This is a genomic window from Nocardia vinacea NBRC 16497, assembly GCF_000308835.1.
GTDB classification, from domain to species: Bacteria; Actinomycetota; Actinomycetes; order Mycobacteriales; family Mycobacteriaceae; genus Nocardia; species Nocardia vinacea.
In genome coordinates, this window is record NZ_BAGN01000151.1 from 1 (window position 1) to 18,411 (window position 18,411).

Below are 18,411 nucleotides of genomic sequence, written 5' to 3' on the forward strand. Positions count from 1 at the left end.
GGGCTTGTTCCTCACGGGCCTGCTGGGTGGCGCCCACCCGCAGGGTCGCGGCCGCCGAGACGACACCGCGTTCACTCTGCTGGGCCACCAGCGCGTTCTTGAAATCGTCGTCGACGATTTCGGCAGCGTCGGCGGCCGAATGCGGACGGTACACGATGGCGATGCGCTTGCGTGGCACTTCGGGATTCGGCGCGAGCAGCCGCTGCAGCACTCGCTCGTCCACCGCGCCCTCGGGTGCGGCGTCCATCTCCCAGGTGACCGAGCGGCCACCGTCGTGCACGAGATGATCCCACTTCTCGTCGTGCGAGACCGGTCCGGCGTCGGCCCAATCCAGTCCGTGCCCCTCGGGTTCGCCCGAGGCGACCTCGAGATCGGCCTGCGAGGCGGGATCGTAACTGCGCCGTATGAACGAGATGACCTCATCGGCCGACATCGGCTGAGCGCGCACACCTGCCTCGGCCAGCGCGGCACAGATTCCGGGGAGCCTGCGCCCGATCTCGACGGCCTCCTCGGCCGGATTCTTGCGGCGCTCGGCGGTGGTCGCCTTGAAGGTGATCGCAACGCGCGGCAGCAGTTGCACCCGTTCCTGCGGCAACTCGGTGGCGAGTTCGTACATCACCTGCTGCGCCAACTCCGGCGCTTCCGGACGGGTGATAGTGGAGACCTCGGTGAGCAGCCGGTTCCCCGTCTCGGGCACGGTATCGATCACCGGGACGACGGCAACGATGTCACTGGTCTGGCCGACCGAGGCGAGAAAAGTGCCCCAGGCCGAGACCCAGCGATCGATGACCGGCTGGTCCACCGCCTCGTGCCCCTGCGGCCAAGCTCGCAAAACCACTGTGTACTGGGCGAATTGCGGTAGGTGGATCATGCCGAAGCTGTAGCCGCCCGCATCGATGCCCTCGTAGAGCTTCGAGGGCGCGAGCAGACCGGGTAGCCGCGTGACACCGCCTGGAATCCGCGAGAACCGGCCGCCGCGATACACATGCTCACCGCGGTTGCGTGAGCGCATCCAGTTGAACATCATCAATCCGTTCTCGTATCCGGAGCGGCCCCCCGTCCGCCACACCAGTGGAACCATCACGACAACACCGGTGCCGCCCACGATCAGACCCCATTTGAAGCCGCCGACCATGGCGCAGATCAGGGCCGTGATCACGACGACGAAGCCGATGACGGTCTCTTCCCAGCGCAGACCGAAAAGGCCTGCGCTGCGCGGCTTCTGCCACAGCCCGTACGAGCGGCGCTCGTAGGTATCGCTCGTCGTCATCGTCATCGCGGAATGGTGCTCCTCCCGAGGTCGGGCGAACGGTTCGCCCAGCGGTCGCCCGCCACATCACCCATGGCTTCATCGGCTCGGTTCAGCGGCGCGGTCGCCGCGCGGGCCACGCCGATCGCACCCGCCGCCCTCGACGCACCGGACGGTACCCCCGCCCCGCCCTGCGGGGCGGAGGCGCGCGGAGCCCCGCCCGCCGCTGCTCCGCCGCCACCACCACCGCCGCGTGGCGGGACCGGGCGCGGCGCGCCACCGCCGCCGCGCGGACCACCCGCACCACCCGGTGGACGCGGACCGGTGGAGGTACCGCTGACGTAACCCGCCGAGCCCGGTGCGGCACCTTTGACCGAGACGGCCTTGGTACCCATCGCACCCAAAGCGCCCACCGCGAGCAAGGTTCCGCCGGCCGCGGTGAGACCGGAACCACCGCTACCCACGATCGCGACCGCCGGCGTGACCAACCGCATCAGCGCGGGCAGCACGAACGCGACACTGCACAGCAGCACGATAGCGACCAACATCCGTTGTGCCTGTTCGCCTTCGGGCAGTCCGCCGGTATCGGTCAGCGAATCCACATGGCCCGCGGTGGTGAACGCGATCATGTAGACGATAGCGGCCACCGGCTTCCAGAGCATGAACGCGATGATCCAGCCGATCAGCTTCTGATATGACTGTTTGCCGATATTCATCCCGGATGCGGCCGCAGCCAATGGCAGCACACCCGCCGCGATGATCAGCAGACCCTGACGCACGATGGCGAGCACAATCTGTGCCAGTGCGCCGAGCAGTCCGACGATCGCGATGATCAAGACCAGACCCGGCGAGAATGCCTGCAGCTTACTGGTTTTCACCATCAGCTCGGCCAGATCCTTGGCATTGCCGTTGGTCGAATCATTGATGATCCACTCGGAGAAGCGATCCGAGGCCTGCGTGCCCGCGACGATGACGGCGCCGAGCATCCAGGAACTGAAAACCACCCGCGTGAACATGCGGAACGATTCGGCCGCCTCATTCATGACGGCGCCGCGTCTGGCCTCGGCCAATCTGGCGCCGGACAATATCACCGAGGCTATGAGCAGCAATATCTGCGCTTGATAGGTGTAGTCGTTGATCTTGACGAACAACGAACCCGAATCACTGGCCGCCTCGTTGGGGACCTTCATCCAGAAGGTCAGCGCGAGGATGATGGCCTCACCGAGGCCGTTCATCAGCGAATCGACGACCTTGCCGAAGGTCGAATCCCATGCCTTGTCCTTGACCGCGTTCGCGGCGCTGCCCGGGTGCGAGGCGGCATTGCCCGCCTTGCACGCGGCCGACGCGGCGTCACCGAGCGAGAACCCGGGCAGACCGACGTTGTCGAGCGTGTCGTGCAATTCGTTGCACGTATCGTCGAATCCGTAGGTCTGACCGTACGCCACCGTCGGTGTCGCGATCATGACAGTGAAGATGACCGCGAGGATCGTGACAACCCGCCTCACCATTTTGTCCACCCATCGATCGAGTCGATCGTCTCGAGCGGCTGTGCATCACTCGTGGACGACTTGAGTTTCCAACCACCATCGCGCCAGAGCACATTTAGTCTCATGGCGACCCAACTGCGCCCACCGTGCAGGAAATCACGGGTCTTGCGGGCGATGCGTACCACAGCGAAATCGTCACCATAGCTTTCGATTCGGAATGCGTCGGAGGCGAACAACAACGGTCTGATGTTGTCGGGTAGTTCATTCGGGATCTTGCCGTCGGCGATCTTTCGGTCGCGATCGGTCTGCTCCTGGTCCGACAGGATCACCAACTGCTGCCACAGTGCCCGATCGGTCGGACGTGCCACGGTGCGCCAGTAGATCTGCTCGGCCGCGAGCGCGGCTCCCTGCGGGGTACGAGTGAATCCGATCGGTATGTCATTGTCGATGCGGGTCGGGCCGTCGGTCGTCGAGAACGGGATCACCGGGCCGCTGTACACCCGCTGCCAACCACCCTGCTGACCTGTGCCACCCGGAGCGCCGGACAGCCAGTCGGCGTCGGCGGGCTGACGCGGCGCAACAGACTCCGAAAGCGGTTGTCCGGCAGGACTGTTCGGAATATCGAAATGATGGCCGAACGAATCCACGTCGGAGCCGCTGAATCCGGCGGCCCCCGCGGTGGCGGAGGCGCTGACAGGGACACTGCCCGAACTCGTGCCGGTCTTCGATACCTGGTCACCCCCGGCGGCATTGTCTCGCATCGCGACCACGGTCACGGCGACCGCGACGACCACGGCAAGCAATGCGCCGACGCCCAGCATCGCGAGCGGCGAACGTTTGCCTGCCGGACCGGATCCGGGCCCCATGGTCACCATTTGGTCCACCCGTTCAACGACTCGACGTATTCGGTCTGCGGGTTATTGGAGGTCGCCGGCTTCAGCCGCCAGTCCCCCGCGTCCCAGATCATCACCAATCGCAGGGCCGCCCACAGTTGCTTGCCATCGACCACCTGGCCACGGGTGGCCAACTGAATGATCGCCAGATCGTCCGCATAGTTCTCGACCTTGAACGCGTCCGAGGCGACGAAATACTTTGTCACCTTCTCCGGCTGCTGCTGCGGGAGTTTGTCCTGGGACAGGGCCTTGTCGTAGGCGGCGATCTGCTGGGCCGAGACGCGGACCTGGCGGACGTAGAGGTCGCGGTCGGCGGGGCGGGCGTTGAGGCGATAGGTGATCTGGGCCGCTGCGAGCACCGCCCCCTGCGGGGTGTGCGAATAGCCCACGGCCAGACCGTCTTCGATGTGGGTCGGTCCGTCGGAGGTGGAGAACGGGACCGAGGCGCCGTAGACGCGCTGCCAACCGTGCGGTGCGGTGGTGCCCTCGGGTGCCGCGGTCAGCCAGTCCGCGTCCGACGGCCTGCGCTGCCGGGTCGGATCCTGCGGAAGTGGTTGTCCGGCAGGGTTGTTCGGAATATCGACGCGCCTGCCCAGGATATCCACCTCAGGGGTCGCGAAGCCCTCACCGCCGGAATCGACTGCGGCGGCGGCCTTGTCACCACCCGAACCCGAATCGTCCCGGCTCACATACACGAATACGCCGACGACCACGATGAGCACCAGCACGGCAGCGGACGCGACGACGCCGAAGGAGACGCGATCGCGCGCGTACGACTCCTTCTCACTCATGACTCCACCTCGCCGACGCTCGGCTCCGTCATGAGCGAAGCACGCTGCGACATGATTCGATCGCTGCGCTCGCTCATGCCGGTGCCTCCAATTTCACTATGTCCGTGGGCAATTCATCGACCGCCTCGATGGGCCGGGCGGTCGAGTCGGGATCCGGCAGTCGTAATCTCCAGTCGTTGCCGAACCATTCGACAGTGGTGTGGTTCACCGCCTTCGAGTTGTCCGAATATTCGGTATAGACGTCGACAGCGGAGGCCGCATCGGTGTAGCCGGTGATCTTGTATCCGAGCACTCTCGGCGCATATTCGGGCGCGGCCGGACCAGTGATCGAGAGCTGCACCCGGCTGACCGCCCACTCGTCTCTGGCCTTGTTCGGAACCACCTCTTGGCGCACGATCTCGGCCCATTGACTGTCGGCGGCCACCGACAATCGCACCGTGTGCACGATCGCCGCCAAGGCGGCACCGATCGGCGAATGCTCGAAACCCGTTGCGGCGCCGTCGGATACCTGCTTCGGCCCCTGGTCGGCACTCGGGAGCGCCACGCCCTGGAACGGCTGCCACCGCACATGGGTCGGCGCGGCCGTCAGATTCGGGCCGGAATCACCGTCACCGGCGCTGCAGCCGACCGCCGCCAGTAGCAGAGCAGCACCGAACGCACCGGCAGCGGGCTTGCGAACGCCGCGCCGCCACACGCCGGGTTGCTCCCGCACAACTGTGGAAATCATCCCAGGGCCGTCCCCATCCCCGTTCACGTCGGCAGGAACGCCAACGCGATCCCCGAAGCCGTGCTCGCCACAGCCGCCCCGAGCAGACTCATCAATACACCGTGCGAGGCGTCGTTCATCGCCAGGTCGCTCCGGAACGCGATCCACAGGCGGCCCGCGGAGACGATCATCCACGCCAGGCACACCAGCAGTACGAACCAGAGCAGCCAGTTCAGCAGCTGCATCAGCGGTTGCAGCACTTCGGCGGGCATCTGTTTGTAGGCAAGCAGTTCCGCCGCCGACATTCGCACGGTAGCCATCGCCGACATCAGGTCCCGATGACGGCGTTCATGATGGTGCCCGCGCTCGTCGCGACGACGCCGCCGATCATGGCTCCGGCCACCATCTTCGGCGATTCGAGCCCACCACCGGTCCACTTCTCCCACGCGAATTTGCCACCCGCGTAGGTGATTCCGCAGATACCGGAGAGCAACACGAACCAGGTGAGGTAGCGGACCAGCTGCAGGATCTTCTCCGAGCCGGGAGGCGCCTCCGGTGTCGGGTTACCGACCTGAGCCAGGACAGTGCCGTACGTGTCCTGCACGGCAAGGAGAATCATGCTCATCGGCTGCCTTTCTTGGTAGTGGTGGTCAACGGTGGCCCTCATCGAAAGATGCACTGCTGTCCAAGTTTTCGCGCACGACCGCAACGATATCGGCCCCGAGCTCCCGGATCTCGAGCGGAACTTCCTCGAGCGGGTCGATCCGTTTTTTCTTCTGCGGTATGTCGTCGCCCGGGGTCCAGATCGGCAGGCTCTCCGGTTCGACGAGGGTCCATTCCTCGTACCACGGAACCTGCCAGACCTGACCGGCCAGGGAGCCGACCACATCGCGGTAGCGGCGGATTTCGGCGGGCATGCGCCCGGGACGAGCCGCGACCGTGATCAGCCCGAGGACCTCACAGGCGCCAGCGAAACCTGAATGATGTTGGCGCAGAAGATCATGCGCACGAGTGAGCCCAGCGATGGTCTCGCGAGCCACCAGGACGACGAAGGGCGATTCGCGGTCGAAAACGCCGGGCCAGCGGCGGCCCGAATCCGCCGCGGGCGCAAGCACACGCGCGAGGCTACTGGCTCCGGCACCGCCGTGCACACCTAGCAGCCACCACAGCGGCGCCCGGCCGACGCCGGGTACGGGACGGTCCCAAATGGGCGCGCGACGGGACTCCGGTGGGGCGACCACACCGGCCTGGGCGGCTTCGGACTGGCGACGAAGTTTCATGGCGGCCGTCATGATGCCACTCCGGCGAGCAGCCGCCCATAAGCCCGGCGCGTCTCCGAAGCCAGCGATGCGTGGCGAACAAGTTCACCGCGCGCCAAATGCGGATCGTAGGGAATCTCCCTGATATCACGAACCCAGCCGGAAAGGTGCTCGCGCAAATGGTCGGCAACATGCGAGTCCGCGCCGGGGAGCTGGTGTGAGACAACGATTGTGGTATCGCCGACGATGCCCGCGCCCTGCCCCTCGGCCGAATCGCCGAACTGGTCGTCGAGCCATTCCAGGGTCACCCGCAGCCGGTTCGCGGCATCGGCGCGCGCCGGAATGGCAAGTACCAGAGCGACATCCGCGTCATCCAGCAATGGTCTCAGCTGCCGTCCGGCAATCGGGTTGCCGCCGTCGTATACGGCGGTGTACCCGGCGTCATAGATCGCGCGCGCAACTGTGAGATATGTGGCACGCCGACGCAGTGGCGCGGCGTCGCGCCAGAGCAGTCCGATGCCCGAACTCGCCTGCGACAGGCACTCCTTCAACGGCGCCGGCTCATCGTTGCCGCGCCCGTACAACCACGATTGCAGGCTGATCGGATGCAGGTGCTCATCGGCCCCGCGTAGCGCCAGATCGCTGCCCGCCGCCGTGGCGTCCACCGCCACCGTCGAGGTGCCCGTCGTGCCGAGTTCACCGGCCAAGCCCAAGGCCGTGGTCGTGGTTCCCGCGCCACCACAGCCACCGACCACCAGAATCGAACGCTGCGCCGGTTCCGCGGATTCGCTGTCTCCGCCCTTACGCCGCAGACGCACCACCGGAGCCTTCGAAGGCGCGTGCCGGTCCGACGGATCACCCGCATCGGGTGCCTCGTCGAGCCAGCGGCTCCAGTCGTCTCCCATCGCTATCAGCTCTCCCTATTTCATCCGGCCGCGACGCCCGTGATGAGCGTGCGGCCGTCGACCACCACCGTGGTGACGGTCTGCTTGTTGTACGTGGCGGGCGCGCCGCCGGGTCGGTACTCGGTGACTTCGACCGAATACCGGTCGTCGGTGATCGTCTGGATCCGCACGCAGTGCGTGGTGCCCAGCGGAATGGTGTCGATGCCGTGCTGGATCACCGTGGCCGAGGAGATATTCGAATCCGGGGCGACCACCGCCCTGACCCGCTCGCCGGAGCGTTCCACGTAGTAGGCGTATTGGAACGCCAGGATCGCGTCCGGTCCGGAGTCGGTGCCGCCGGGTTCGGCACTGCGCACGATGCGGTCGCCGCGTTCGGTCGGACAGTCGGCGATACCCCGGGATTGGACACTGCCCGCGGTGAATTGCATCGAGGGCACGACCGGCGCGGCGGCGCGGTCACCGGACGAGCGCAGGAACAACACCGCGCCCGCGGCGGCTGCGGCCAACAGCAGTACGGCCACGACGAGCACCGCGATCACCCGGGCCCGGCGCGCGGCCGGATGATCGCGCGCCTCCTGGCGCAGCGCGCGCGTCGCGCGAGTCGACCGTTCGCGCGGAACGTGGTCGTGGTCGTCGTCCTCCGGCCACGGGAACTGTACAAGTTCGCCATCGCGCGGACCGACGTAGTCGTCATCGGGACCGGGGGCGCGTCCGGCCACCCAATCCGACCACCCACCGGTGAATTCGCTGCGACTGGAGGCCAGATCGGCGGGCACCTCGTTGCGTGCGCGCACCTCGTCGGGATCCTCCTCGCGAATGTAGTGCGGAAACCGGGGCGCACCGTCCTCGTCACCGGGATCCCGCAATCCCGGCTCATCGGGGTTCGGGGCCGCTACCCCCGTCTCCGGCTCCAGCGCGCCGTACCAGCGCGACAGCTGTTTGTACGACTTCAACATTCCCCCATTCCCGCAGAGCGAGGCACATGCATAATCGGACCCTCTCTGCGATCAGTTCGTGGAGAACGGGTAGGTGTTGTTTACGGTGCTGGGTACAACGGTGGGCGGAGTCGACGTCGCGCCGCCGGATGAGGTGCCATCGGCTCCTGTCCCGAACGGAAATTGTCCCGTACCGGACGAATTCGGCGTAGTCGACGCGCCGGAACTTTCTCCGAAGAATCCGGTGGTCGATTTCGTGCTGCCACCGATAGGCGCAGCTCCGCTGCCATATTTATCGGCCAGATCGTGTGCCGCCGCGGCGAACCAGTCCGCGACGAATCGGGTGGGTGCATCACCGGTCGCGGTGACCGACGCCGTGCTGTAGGCGCCGTGGCGCTGCACGGTATCCCAATAGCGCACCCAGGTAGTCACATTGAGCAGTTCGCTGTTATCGGTGATGTTCTGTACCACCGCGTCGAAGGCCTGAGTTACCAATCGGGCACCGGTCGTCGGCGGCACCAACTGCGGAATGGCGCCCAGCAATTTCGTGCCGAATAGCAGGATTCCGGAGACCGGATCGGCCAAACCCGCGGTGGCCAGCTGGCTGATATTGGCCGAGCTGATGACCGACTTGACCACTGTCGCGACCGCGTTGAGTCCGATCATGCCGACCTTCAGCAGCGCCTGCAGTGCCGCGGGAATATTCAACGGCGTGCGCGGATCGGCGGCATCGGCCAAGCGCTGCGAAATCGACTTCTGCGGTGAAATCGACAAATTCGCGAGTGAGTTGCCCTGCACATCCTCGTTGACAACTTTGGTGGCGGTCTTGATAGACGTGTACGCCAGTGCCTGGGAAATCGAAACCAATGACGCGATCGGGTCGCCACCACTCAACTTGGACTGGCCCGCAATAGACGCCACTGCCTTCAGAATCGGCGCGCCCTCCGGCGCATCGCACGCGAGATCGCCTGCGGCACAGAAACTCGCGACACGCCCGGTGAGCGCGGCGAAATTGGGGGCCTTATCGCGTTCCGGCCCGATTCCGCCGCCGCTCGCGGGCTCCTGTGGCAGTGCCGCGATGGAGGCGACCCGGTCCCCCGATGTACCCGGTGCGGGTTCCGGCGTCGCCTTGCCCGGCGAGCCGGGAAACAGCGGCGCACCGGGATTGCGGGTCGGATCGGCGAACAAGGCGACCGCAGCGACCTTCTCGGGCGCGATCACGCCATGGCCCTGGCCGACCTCCTGGGCGAACATCGAGGCCACATGCGCGCCTTGCGAATAGCCTACGATCGCCAAGCGGGTCTCGGTGCAGCGCGCCGCGACATCCTGGGCCATCGAGCGCAGCCGGAGCAGTCCGCCGATCACCGACTCCGCATACGACACCGTGCCACCGGCGGTCGCGCCGCCGAAACCGGATTCGTATGGGACATAGGCGCGGTCGACCAGACTGGGATCGGCCTTGGCCAGCATCGGCATGAAGACCGTGGAGAGCATGCCGGTATCGGTGGTCGGCGCGGCATCGGGTGACGATTCGCCTGTGCCCTGAATTCCCAAGGCGTACAGTGCCGGGCACGTACCGATGGCGATGTTCGTCGTCGGGCCTGCGGAATCGGACGGTTCGGCTACGGCGGTCCCCGCGGTCGCCACAGCAACGGCGAATGCGATCAGCATTCCCGAGATCCGTGCCGTGTAGTTCACCATAGCGATCCGCAATCAATTCGTGTTGCCGCTGCTAACCTAAACGCCATGAAACGCAATAGACCGTAACAGATTCCGACTCTTGCTGCGGCTTCGACGAAAAGTTTGCGCGAACCGCCGAGTGGCACATGGCCGTTCACGGCGTGCCATCCTGGATTATCCAACAAGTTTCCGACGGCGAAAATCACCCCGCAACCGGTCGGCGACCCTGCGACGAATCGAATCATCAACCTGGACTTCGCATTCCAGCGAACGCCGAACCACCCGGGTAGGCAACCGCAACTTTCCATGCGGGTACGCCGGCTATGTCCAGCGAGGTTGACGGGTGCGGTTCTAGGTGGCCGAGGTCACCCGGTAGACGTCGTAGACACCCTCCACATTGCGCACCACATTCAGCAAGTGGCCGAGGTGTTTCGGATCGCCCATCTCGAAGGTGAACTTGCTGATCGCGACCCGGTCGCCGTGCGTGGCGACCGAGGCGGACAGGATATTCACCTTCTCATCGGCGAGCACCTTGGTCACATCCGACAGCAGTCGGGTGCGGTCGAGTGCCTCGATCTGGATGGCGACCAGGAACACCGAAGACGGCGACGGCGCCCACTCCACATCGATGATGCGCTCGGCCTGTTCGCGCAGGGAACCGGCGTTGGTGCAGTCGGTGCGGTGCACGCTGACCGCGCCGCCGCGGGTCACGAAGCCCATGATCTCGTCACCGGGGACCGGAGTGCAGCACTTGGCCAGCTTCGCCACCGTGCCCGACGCGCCGGGGATCAGCACCCCTGCGTCACCGGTCACGCGCTGTCGGCTCGGCGTGGTCGACGGGGTGGAGCGCTCGGCGAGCTCGTTCTCGACATCACCGATGCCGCCGAGTTGCGCCATCAACCGCTGCACGACGTGGTGCGCGGACACCTGGTGCTCACCGACGGCGGTGTAGAGGGTGGAGATGTCGGTGTAGTGCAGTTCGTGCGCGACGGCGGTCATCGCGTCCACGCTCATCAACCGCTGCAGCGGCAGCCCGACGCGGCGGACCTCCTTGGAGATCTGCTCCTTACCGCTTTCCAGGGCCTCTTCGCGGCGTTCCTTGGCGAACCACTGCCGGATCTTGGCCTTGGCGCGCGGAGAGACCACGAAGTTCTGCCAGTCGCGGCTGGGTCCTGCGTTCTGCGCCTTCGAGGTGAATACCTCGACGACCTCACCATTTTCGAGCTGACGTTCCAGTGCGACCAGCCGGCCGTTGACCCGCGCGCCGATGCAGCGGTGCCCGACCTCGGTATGCACGGCGTACGCGAAATCGACCGGAGTCGACTTCTGCGGCAACGTGATCACATCACCCTTCGGGGTGAACACGAAGATCTCCGGTGACTTCAGGTCGAAGCGCAACGACTCCAGGAATTCGGCCGGGTCGGCGGCCTCGCGCTGCCAGTCGAGCAGTTGACGCATCCACGCCATATCGTCGACTTCGGTGGAGTCGTTGGAATGCTTGCCGCGGGTCTCCTTGTAGCGCCAGTGCGCGGCGATGCCGAATTCGGCGGTGCGGTGCATGTCCTGGGTGCGAATCTGCACTTCCAGCGGCTTACCGTCGGGCCCGACGACCGTGGTGTGCAGCGACTGGTAGACGCCATAGCGCGGCTGGGCGATGTAGTCCTTGAACCGGCCCGCCATCGGCTGCCACAGCGAATGCACGACACCGACCGCCGCATAGCAGTCGCGCACCTCGTCGCACAGGATGCGGATGCCGACCAGGTCATGGATATCGTCGAAGTCCTTACCCTTGACGATCATCTTCTGGTAGATCGACCAGTAGTGCTTGGGCCGACCCTCGACGATCGCGTTGATCCGCGACGCCGCAAGCGTATTCACGATCTCCGCGCGCACCCGCGCCAGGTAGGTATCGCGCGACGGCGCGCGGTCGGCGACCAAGCGCACGATCTCGTCGTACTTCTTCGGGTGCAGAATCGCGAACGCGAGGTCCTCGAGCTCCCATTTGACCGTGGCCATACCGAGGCGGTGCGCCAGCGGCGCAATCACCTCGAGGGTTTCCTTGGCCTTCTTCGCCTGCTTCTCCGGCGGCAGAAAGCGCATGGTGCGCATGTTGTGCAGGCGGTCGGCCACCTTGATCACCAGAACGCGCGGGTCGCGCGCCATCGCGATGATCATCTTGCGGATGGTCTCGGCCTCGGCGGCGGCGCCCAGGTTGACCTTGTCGAGTTTGGTGACGCCGTCGACCAGATGCGCGACCTCGGCGCCGAAGTCCTCGGTCAGCTGCTCGAGCGAGTAGCCGGTGTCCTCCACGGTGTCGTGCAACAGCGCCGCGACCAGTGTGGTGGTGTCCATGCCGAGTTCGGCGAGGATATTGGCGACCGCGAGCGGGTGGGTGATGTAGGGATCACCGGACTTGCGGAACTGGTGGGCGTGGCGCTCGTCGGCCACGTCGAAGGCGCGCTGCAGCAGCGTGAGATTCGCCTTCGGATACAGCTCGCGGTGCACGCTGGCCAGTGGTTCGAGCACCGGTTTGACCGCCGCGATACCGCGCTGGCCGGTCATGCGCCGGGCCAGGCGGGCGCGCACCCGCCGCGAGGCGGAGGTCGGGACCGCGGCCGTGGTCCCGGGCTGACGCGCCGGTGCGGCACCGCCGCTCATCTGCGGTTTCGGCGTGGTCACATCCGAGGCGGCCGCACCATTCGACTGCGGGGCACCTGCCGATTGCTCGACATTCGCCTCGCCCAGATGCTGAGTCATGCCACCACCTCTCCACGCCGCGATCGGACCACAGTATCCGACCGCTGCAACCGCCCAGACCACAACTTTAGTCCGCGCGCAGGTCACCTGCCCGATCCGAGGTTGCCGAGTCGGAAATGCCCCGGTTGCGCGGGTGAATTGCGGCGCTGGCGATCGTATGCGGCGACAACGAGCGGAGCGTGCGAAAGGTGCCCTATCGGCTCGTAAAAGGTTCAACGGGCTGGCGGATGCGCGATTGTCCGTCGAAGTTCGGGTCGAGCGGGGCCTGGAAGATATCCAGCACGGTGGGGGTGATATCGACCAGTGAGAAGCTGGAACTGGTCGCGCCCGCGAGGAAGTTCGGGCCGCGGGCGATGACGAAACTGGCTGTCTCGTCGGGGGTTTGGCCGCCGTGGCCGCCCTTGGGCCGGTGGCCGTGGTCGGTGGTGACCAGGATGGTCCAGCGTTCGGCGGGGTTGGCGCGAGCGCGCGCGTCCACGGCGGCGACGATGCGGCCGACGAGGGCGTCGATGCGGGTGACGGCGTCGCGGTATTCGCTGGACGCGCCGCCGTGCTGGTGGCCTGCGCGGTCGACCTGGTCGAGATGGGTGAAGAGGAAGTCAGGGGCGTATTTGGTGATGGCGGTGACGACGCTGTCGGTGGTGGCGGCGTCGGTGGCGCTTTCGTTGTCGTCATCGGGGACGAGCGGGGTGGAGATGACGACATCGGCACGTGGATCGCCGCTGGCCGTCATGGTGGCGATCTGATCCCAGGTGGCGATGGACTGGGTTTTGAGGGTCGGATCGTGGCGTTCGAGGCGGGTGAAGACCGTCGGATATTTCGCGAACGGGGTGGCGTCGAAGTTGTTGTCGGTGATGCCGTGTTTGCTGCCCCAGACGCCGGTGAGCACGGTGGCCCAGGACGGGCCGGAGATGGAGATATGCGGGGCGATGGAGCCGCGGCCGAGTGTGCCTTCGGCGCTGAGCCGCAACAGGTTCGGCGCCCGCACCTCCTCGATCTTGCGGTACATCGTGCCGTCGAGTCCGATGAGGACGACCTTGTCGGCTTGGGGGGCGGCCTGCGCGCGTCCGGCGGCGAGGACGGTCGAAACGGCCGCGACGGCAACGGCTCCGGAGAAGAGTTGCCTGCGTGCGAGGGACGTGGTGGCGACGGTTCGCGCGCTCATATCCCGAACGATCCGGTACGACAGTGCCTTTCGGTAGCGCACCGAGTGAGTGTTCATGGACGTTTCATCGGTCTCGCCATCACCGGTCGCCTTGCTGAACAACCATTGAACTTGCGATAGCTATTAGCTATTCATACTGCTCACGGATGTGTATCGGTGAGGTGAACAGCAGAAGCCGGTTGACACGCCGTCCAGCGTGTGGCTGGCTGACCGCCATGTCCCCCGCCGCACCCCTCCGGATCGCCGCCGTCGCGGATCTGCATATGCGCGATGCCGTCGCGGGACGTTTCCGCCCGGACTTCCTGCGACTGAACGCCGACGTGCTGCTGCTGGGCGGCGATCTCACCGAGGGCGGTGGGCCGCACGAAACGGATCTGCTGTGCGCCGAGATCGCCGGACCAGCAATGCCGGTGGTCGCGGTGCTCGGCAATCACGATCACGATCGGCGGCTCGGGTACCGCATCGCGGCCATGCTCACTGCACTCGGCGTGCATGTGCTCGACGGCGATGCGGTCACGCTCGAGCTGCGCGGGCGGCAGGTCGGCATCGCCGGTGTGATGGGTGGCAGCGGTGGGTTTCCCGACTACCCGGGCACACCCGACGAGGGCAGCGCCGAGCACCGCGCCCGGATGCGGCGCGGGCCGACCTGCCTTCCAACCGGACCCGAACTTCGGCCGCATCCTGGCCGCCTACGGTGGCGTGTTCGTGGCCGGCGCCCTCGCCTGGGGCATGATCGTCGACGAATTCCACCTCGCTGCGTGGAAGATGTTGACGCGGTGCGTTATTCGTCGGGGGTGAAAGCCCAGACGGCGGCGGGGCGGCCGGTGGCTTTGACGCGGCGGCGTTCGGTGGTGCGTTCCAGGCCAGAGATGGCGGCCAGGGTGCGGTTCAGGTTGGCCGGGTCGGGGCGGGCGCCGAGGACGGAGGAGCTGAGTTCGACCGCGCGGGTCGCCGGGAATTCGTCGCCGGTCAGCGCTCTGGTGAAAACCATATCCTTCCAGAGCAGACGGGCCAGTAGGCCGCGAGCGGCATCGACGATGCGATTGTGGTCGAAGGCCAATGCGGGCACCGCATCGAACGAAACCCATTGCGCGGGCCCCTCATGCGGCCCGACCACCGCCCACATGGCGATGGACAGCGTCGGCCCGCGTGGGTCGCGATTGGGTTCGTCGAAGGTCACCAACTGCCCGACTGCCCCGATCGCCGCTTCGGGCACGCCCAACTTGGTATGCACCGCCCGCCGCGCCGCCGCGACCAACCGCTCCCCCCGGCCGAGCAGCACCCCCGGCAGCGCCAACTGCCCGGTGAACGGCTCCATCTCGCGCGTTGCGATACCCACGGTCACCCCGGCATCGTCGGACCAGAACCGCAACGCCACCACATCAACCGAAACCACGGATTGCTCCACGCCGCCCCATCCTGCCGCACCCCGGCCGGCTTCGACCGATTGGCACACCAACGAAGTTCTAGGCAGCGGCGACGACCCGGGTCGGGATCCGGTTGCGACGGTCCGGGCCGTCTGCGGTCAGGACTATCGGGGCACCGAGTTGACGTTCCAGCCACAGCACCGGGTCGGTTGGCACGGCAGTCAGGATCGGGTCGGCCGTGGTCAGCAGGGCGGTGAGGTCCTGTTGATGGTCGAGGTCTTGCCAGCGGCCCGGTTCGAGACGGTCGATTGCCCCGCGCGGAGTCTCGTATGCCGTTGCGGCGTAACCGGTTCCGGGTGCGTCGAGGTGGGTGAGAGCGATGCCGTCGATGCCCCCGGAGACCTCGATGGCGTAGCGAAGCAGAATGGGGTCGAGGTGGCCGCGTCGGAAGTGGCCCTGGTAGCGGCCGGTGGTGTTGTGGGGTTCGGGAATGTCCATGGTGCGGTCTTCGGTGGGGAATGGTCCCGCGCCGTGGCGGGTCATGTAGGTGCGGGTAACGCCGAGTGTGTATGCGGGGGCGTCGATTTCGGCGAGTAGGGCGCGTGCGTTGCGCGGTTCGACGGTGGACCAGGTGGTGTGCGGGTGGAAGCCGCGCCATTCGTCGAGGAGAACGCCTTGTGCGCCTTCGAAAATCAAGCGGCCACATTGGTTTAGGCGGGCGAGTTCGGTGCCGTCGACGATGCGTACGGCGGCGGCGAATTCCCGGTACATATCGACCAGATCGCGAATCGCTTCGTAGCGGTGCACGCTCGGCGCGATCAGCGGCCCGTAGTGTGCCGCCATCGCCTGCAGCTTGGCGTACAGCACATCGGGGCGCAGGCAGTCCGAGACAGTCGGCGCATCGTATTCGAGTGCGTAACTCGCTGTTTCGCCGATGCCACGACCGCAAGAACCGTGCCGCGAGGAACCCCTCGCATCCTCGCGCGCACGGTTGGCGGCGATATGGATCGGGGTCGTGAGCAATGCACGACCATCGATCCGCAAGAGCGACAACGGATCCCGCACCCCGAGTGCCGCCAGCTGCCGCGATTCACTCGCCAGCGCGATCGGCTCGACCAGCATGTGCCGCGAGAGCAGCGTCGGCACACCGGAAAAGGTTCCGGATCCGAACTGCGCGAAGGTGTGATGGCGACCGTCGGCGATCACATTGTGCGCGGCCTGCGCACCGCCGTTGAATCGCACGACTGCCGATACGTCCAGCCCCGCTTCCGGTGAGCACAGCCAATCGACGGTCGCTCCCTTCCCCGCATCCCCGAACCCGAGGTCGAGCACGATAATGTGAGACGGAATCACCTTTCACCCCTTGCCTTCCATTGATACGTTCGAAAGCGCAGACATTCGACCCGAGCCGCGGCGGCTGCGCACCACGATTCGGACCTGTGCACCGCCATCCGAGCGCCACTGCGGCGTCGGACACAGGCTCAGCGCGGCAGATCAGCAGCGTGCCCGCGCGATAGCCGTCCGGGGCCGAACCCCATCGGAGCGGCAGCGCTCCAACACTTCCGGATTCAGCTCTGCCCCCGTGACAGGGCGCGGATACTCGGTCCCGCCTTGACGCCCAATGCCTTTCCGACCGAATCGGCCTCCGCCATCGACCCCACGTCACGCAGATCCGCCAGTCCGGTATGCACGTCGATGCGGTCTTCCTCCAGCCCGATGGTGAGTGCGATGAGCTCACAGACCGCGGCGGGATCGTCGAGCTTCATGAAGTTCTGGCCGAGCAACCCCCGCCAGTGCTCGGCGATCTCGGGATCGTCGAAGTAGTTCGACTGGTTCGGCAGGATGTAGTACACATGCCAGCGCTGGGCCAGTTCCCGATAGATCGATGCGACCTCGATATCGGTGCGCACGTGATCGCCGATGACGCCGCGGATATGCCGCCCCGCCAGCTTCGCCTTGTTCAGCTCGTCGCCGATGATGAACAGGTAGCCGCGCTTGCCGCGCCGCTCCCATGCGTCGGTCGCGACATGGGTGGCCATGAAATACGCGGCCAGTTCATAACTTTCGGACTTCTGTCCGCCGCCGCCACCCTCCAGCAGGATATTGCGCAACTGCTCGTCCATCCGGTTGTCGGATTCGAACTGCCCGACCTGCAGCGGCACGCGGTCGGTATCGGCGTCGCCGATGGCGCCGAACATGATCTGCGGATCCTCCGTATAGCCCTTGCGCTGTAGCAGCCCGTGCAATTTGCCGAGCTTGTCCTGCATGATCCGCGGCACCCGCCCCATCGATCCGGTGACGTCGAACAGCACCGCGATCGGCAGCGAGTTGCCGTGCTCGACCGAATCCCGGCATTCGCGCGCGGTGACGCCGAGCGGTTCGAGCGCGGGATGCGCCCGCCAATCCGAATATGGCTGCCCCTGCATCTCCGCGGTGTATCCGAAGTCGTCCAGACCTCGACCGGCACGGAAGGTCTTGGCCGCGCGGTAGGCGGTGTCGTCCCAATGTCCGTATCCCATGTCATCACTTCCTCTCGTGAACTTAGTTTTAGTGTATGCGACTAAAACTTCGATCGTCAAGAGTTCGCTGGTCGAGACCAAGATCATCAATCCAGCGGGATCAGTTCAGGCGTCCTGCCATTCGCGCTTGCGCGCCTCACGCGCCAGTGCCCGGTCCCGCTGCTCCTCGAACTTGAGCACATCCTTGCCGAGCTGCTCGAGGAATACGCCGAGCTCCTCACGCGCCTGTTCGCCGCGGGCCCCGAAATCATTGCGCTCGAAGATATTCCACTTGCGCAGCACCGGTGTTACGACCTCCTCGAGGTGCTGGCGCAGATCGTAGATGCCGTGCTTGGCCATCAGCACGCTGTTGCGACGCCAGTTCGGCATACCCGCACCCGGCATCTGGAAGTTGCGGATGACCGCGGAGATCGCCGCCAGCGCTTGGTCGGGAGCCAGATCTATGGCAGCACCGCACAGGTTGCGGTAGAAGACCATGTGCAGGTTCTCGTCGGCGGAAATGCGCTGCAGCATCCGGTCGGCGATCGCGTCGTTGCAGACCCGGCCGGTATTGCGGTGGCTGACCCTGGTCGCCAGTTCCTGGAAAGTCACGTAGGCGACGCCGGGTAGGAATCCATTGTCGTCCACCCCGGTCGGGTGCTGTACCCCGGCTGTCATGCAGACCATCCGCGCATGTTCCAGCGCCACCGGGTCCACCC

Annotated in this window: 17 protein-coding genes and 2 pseudogenes; 2 read left to right on the top strand and 17 right to left on the bottom strand. The window is 65.9% G+C overall.

The window, feature by feature from the left end:
• The 13 genes from ON44_RS20015 to ON44_RS20075 form a co-directional block, all read right to left on the bottom strand.
• Window positions 1-1,276: SCO6880 family protein (locus tag ON44_RS20015; RefSeq protein ID WP_040692337.1), on the bottom strand; the 1,276-nt coding region annotated here is incomplete at its 3' end.
• Window positions 1,273-2,757: a hypothetical protein gene (locus ON44_RS20020; protein ID WP_040692316.1), complete on the bottom strand. Its 1,485-nt coding sequence runs from the start codon at window positions 2,755-2,757 to the stop codon at window positions 1,273-1,275. The genes ON44_RS20015 and ON44_RS20020, both read right to left, overlap by 4 nt.
• Window positions 2,751-3,611, bottom strand: a complete 861-nt coding sequence (locus ON44_RS20025) for a DUF8175 domain-containg protein (RefSeq protein WP_051182220.1) — start codon at window positions 3,609-3,611, stop codon at window positions 2,751-2,753. Before ON44_RS20025 ends, ON44_RS20020 begins: the two co-directional genes overlap by 7 nt.
• Complete coding sequence (locus ON44_RS20030; RefSeq protein ID WP_040692317.1) at window positions 3,605-4,420, bottom strand: DUF8175 domain-containg protein; 816 nt, start codon at window positions 4,418-4,420, stop codon at window positions 3,605-3,607. Before ON44_RS20030 ends, ON44_RS20025 begins: the two co-directional genes overlap by 7 nt.
• A gap of 73 nt (window positions 4,421-4,493) precedes the next feature.
• On the bottom strand, window positions 4,494-5,147 hold the full coding sequence (locus ON44_RS20035; RefSeq protein ID WP_245567242.1) for a DUF8175 domain-containg protein: 654 nt from the start codon (window positions 5,145-5,147) through the stop codon (window positions 4,494-4,496).
• A gap of 23 nt (window positions 5,148-5,170) precedes the next feature.
• Window positions 5,171-5,446 (bottom strand): hypothetical protein, encoded by a 276-nt coding sequence (locus tag ON44_RS20040; protein WP_245567243.1) that lies wholly within the window; start codon window positions 5,444-5,446, stop codon window positions 5,171-5,173.
• Window positions 5,447-5,454: 8 nt separating this feature from the next.
• Entirely contained in the window at window positions 5,455-5,751 is a 297-nt protein-coding gene (locus ON44_RS20045) for a hypothetical protein (protein WP_040692318.1), read from the bottom strand.
• A gap of 25 nt (window positions 5,752-5,776) precedes the next feature.
• On the bottom strand, window positions 5,777-6,418 hold the full coding sequence (locus ON44_RS20050) for a hypothetical protein (RefSeq protein WP_040692319.1): 642 nt from the start codon (window positions 6,416-6,418) through the stop codon (window positions 5,777-5,779).
• Window positions 6,415-7,290, bottom strand: coding sequence for a MinD/ParA family ATP-binding protein (locus tag ON44_RS20055; RefSeq protein ID WP_040692323.1), 876 nt, complete (start codon window positions 7,288-7,290; stop codon window positions 6,415-6,417). Before ON44_RS20055 ends, ON44_RS20050 begins: the two co-directional genes overlap by 4 nt.
• Before the next feature lie 20 nt (window positions 7,291-7,310).
• Window positions 7,311-8,246 carry a DUF8176 domain-containing protein gene (locus ON44_RS20060; protein ID WP_040692326.1) on the bottom strand — a complete coding sequence of 312 codons (936 nt, stop codon included), beginning with the start codon at window positions 8,244-8,246 and terminating at the stop codon, window positions 7,311-7,313.
• A 51-nt stretch (window positions 8,247-8,297) separates the two neighbouring features.
• Window positions 8,298-9,926: a cutinase family protein gene (locus ON44_RS20065; protein ID WP_245567244.1), complete on the bottom strand. Its 1,629-nt coding sequence runs from the start codon at window positions 9,924-9,926 to the stop codon at window positions 8,298-8,300.
• A 330-nt stretch (window positions 9,927-10,256) separates the two neighbouring features.
• On the bottom strand, window positions 10,257-12,662 hold the full coding sequence (locus ON44_RS20070) for a RelA/SpoT family protein (protein WP_040692327.1): 2,406 nt from the start codon (window positions 12,660-12,662) through the stop codon (window positions 10,257-10,259).
• 193 nt (window positions 12,663-12,855) lie between these two features.
• Window positions 12,856-13,827, bottom strand: coding sequence for an alkaline phosphatase family protein (locus ON44_RS20075; protein WP_051182221.1), 972 nt, complete (start codon window positions 13,825-13,827; stop codon window positions 12,856-12,858).
• 263 nt (window positions 13,828-14,090) lie between these two features.
• Here ON44_RS20075 and ON44_RS52680 point away from each other — a divergent pair.
• A pseudogene (locus ON44_RS52680) lies at window positions 14,091-14,210 on the top strand (metallophosphoesterase family protein); the annotation flags it as partial.
• A 262-nt stretch (window positions 14,211-14,472) separates the two neighbouring features.
• A pseudogene (locus ON44_RS54045) lies at window positions 14,473-14,625 on the top strand (YnfA family protein); the annotation flags it as partial.
• Here the strand turns inward: ON44_RS54045 and ON44_RS20085 are convergent.
• The 4 genes from ON44_RS20085 to ON44_RS20100 form a co-directional block, all read right to left on the bottom strand.
• Complete coding sequence (locus ON44_RS20085; protein WP_040692330.1) at window positions 14,609-15,235, bottom strand: NUDIX hydrolase; 627 nt, start codon at window positions 15,233-15,235, stop codon at window positions 14,609-14,611. The pseudogene ON44_RS54045 and the gene ON44_RS20085 sit on opposite strands and share 17 nt — an antisense overlap.
• Window positions 15,236-15,293: 58 nt before the next feature.
• Window positions 15,294-16,547 carry an adenylosuccinate synthetase gene (locus ON44_RS20090; protein ID WP_040692333.1) on the bottom strand — a complete coding sequence of 418 codons (1,254 nt, stop codon included), beginning with the start codon at window positions 16,545-16,547 and terminating at the stop codon, window positions 15,294-15,296.
• Window positions 16,548-16,762: 215 nt separating this feature from the next.
• Window positions 16,763-17,713 (bottom strand): hypothetical protein, encoded by a 951-nt coding sequence (locus ON44_RS20095; protein WP_040692335.1) that lies wholly within the window; start codon window positions 17,711-17,713, stop codon window positions 16,763-16,765.
• Window positions 17,714-17,818: 105 nt separating this feature from the next.
• Window positions 17,819-18,411, bottom strand: a 593-nt coding sequence (locus tag ON44_RS20100; RefSeq protein WP_040692336.1) for an acyl-ACP desaturase, incomplete at its 5' end; no start/stop codon positions are given.

What these genes read in the sequence shown, in the direction of transcription:
- ON44_RS20020 (WP_040692316.1), bottom strand. Translation starts at nt 2,757, where the DNA reads ATGGTGAGGCGGGTTGTCACGATCCTCGCGGTCATCTTCACTGTCATG.
- ON44_RS20025 (WP_051182220.1), bottom strand. Translation starts at nt 3,611, where the DNA reads ATGGTGACCATGGGGCCCGGATCCGGTCCGGCAGGCAAACGTTCGCCG.
- ON44_RS20030 (WP_040692317.1), bottom strand. Translation starts at nt 4,420, where the DNA reads ATGAGTGAGAAGGAGTCGTACGCGCGCGATCGCGTCTCCTTCGGCGTC.
- ON44_RS20035 (WP_245567242.1), bottom strand. Translation starts at nt 5,147, where the DNA reads ATGATTTCCACAGTTGTGCGGGAGCAACCCGGCGTGTGGCGGCGCGGC.
- ON44_RS20040 (WP_245567243.1), bottom strand. Translation starts at nt 5,446, where the DNA reads ATGGCTACCGTGCGAATGTCGGCGGCGGAACTGCTTGCCTACAAACAG.
- ON44_RS20045 (WP_040692318.1), bottom strand. Translation starts at nt 5,751, where the DNA reads ATGAGCATGATTCTCCTTGCCGTGCAGGACACGTACGGCACTGTCCTG.
- ON44_RS20050 (WP_040692319.1), bottom strand. Translation starts at nt 6,418, where the DNA reads ATGACGGCCGCCATGAAACTTCGTCGCCAGTCCGAAGCCGCCCAGGCC.
- ON44_RS20055 (WP_040692323.1), bottom strand. Translation starts at nt 7,290, where the DNA reads ATGGGAGACGACTGGAGCCGCTGGCTCGACGAGGCACCCGATGCGGGT.
- ON44_RS20060 (WP_040692326.1), bottom strand. Translation starts at nt 8,246, where the DNA reads ATGTTGAAGTCGTACAAACAGCTGTCGCGCTGGTACGGCGCGCTGGAG.
- ON44_RS20065 (WP_245567244.1), bottom strand. Translation starts at nt 9,926, where the DNA reads ATGGTGAACTACACGGCACGGATCTCGGGAATGCTGATCGCATTCGCC.
- ON44_RS20070 (WP_040692327.1), bottom strand. Translation starts at nt 12,662, where the DNA reads ATGACTCAGCATCTGGGCGAGGCGAATGTCGAGCAATCGGCAGGTGCC.
- ON44_RS20075 (WP_051182221.1), bottom strand. Translation starts at nt 13,827, where the DNA reads ATGAGCGCGCGAACCGTCGCCACCACGTCCCTCGCACGCAGGCAACTC.
- ON44_RS20095 (WP_040692335.1), bottom strand. Translation starts at nt 17,713, where the DNA reads ATGGGATACGGACATTGGGACGACACCGCCTACCGCGCGGCCAAGACC.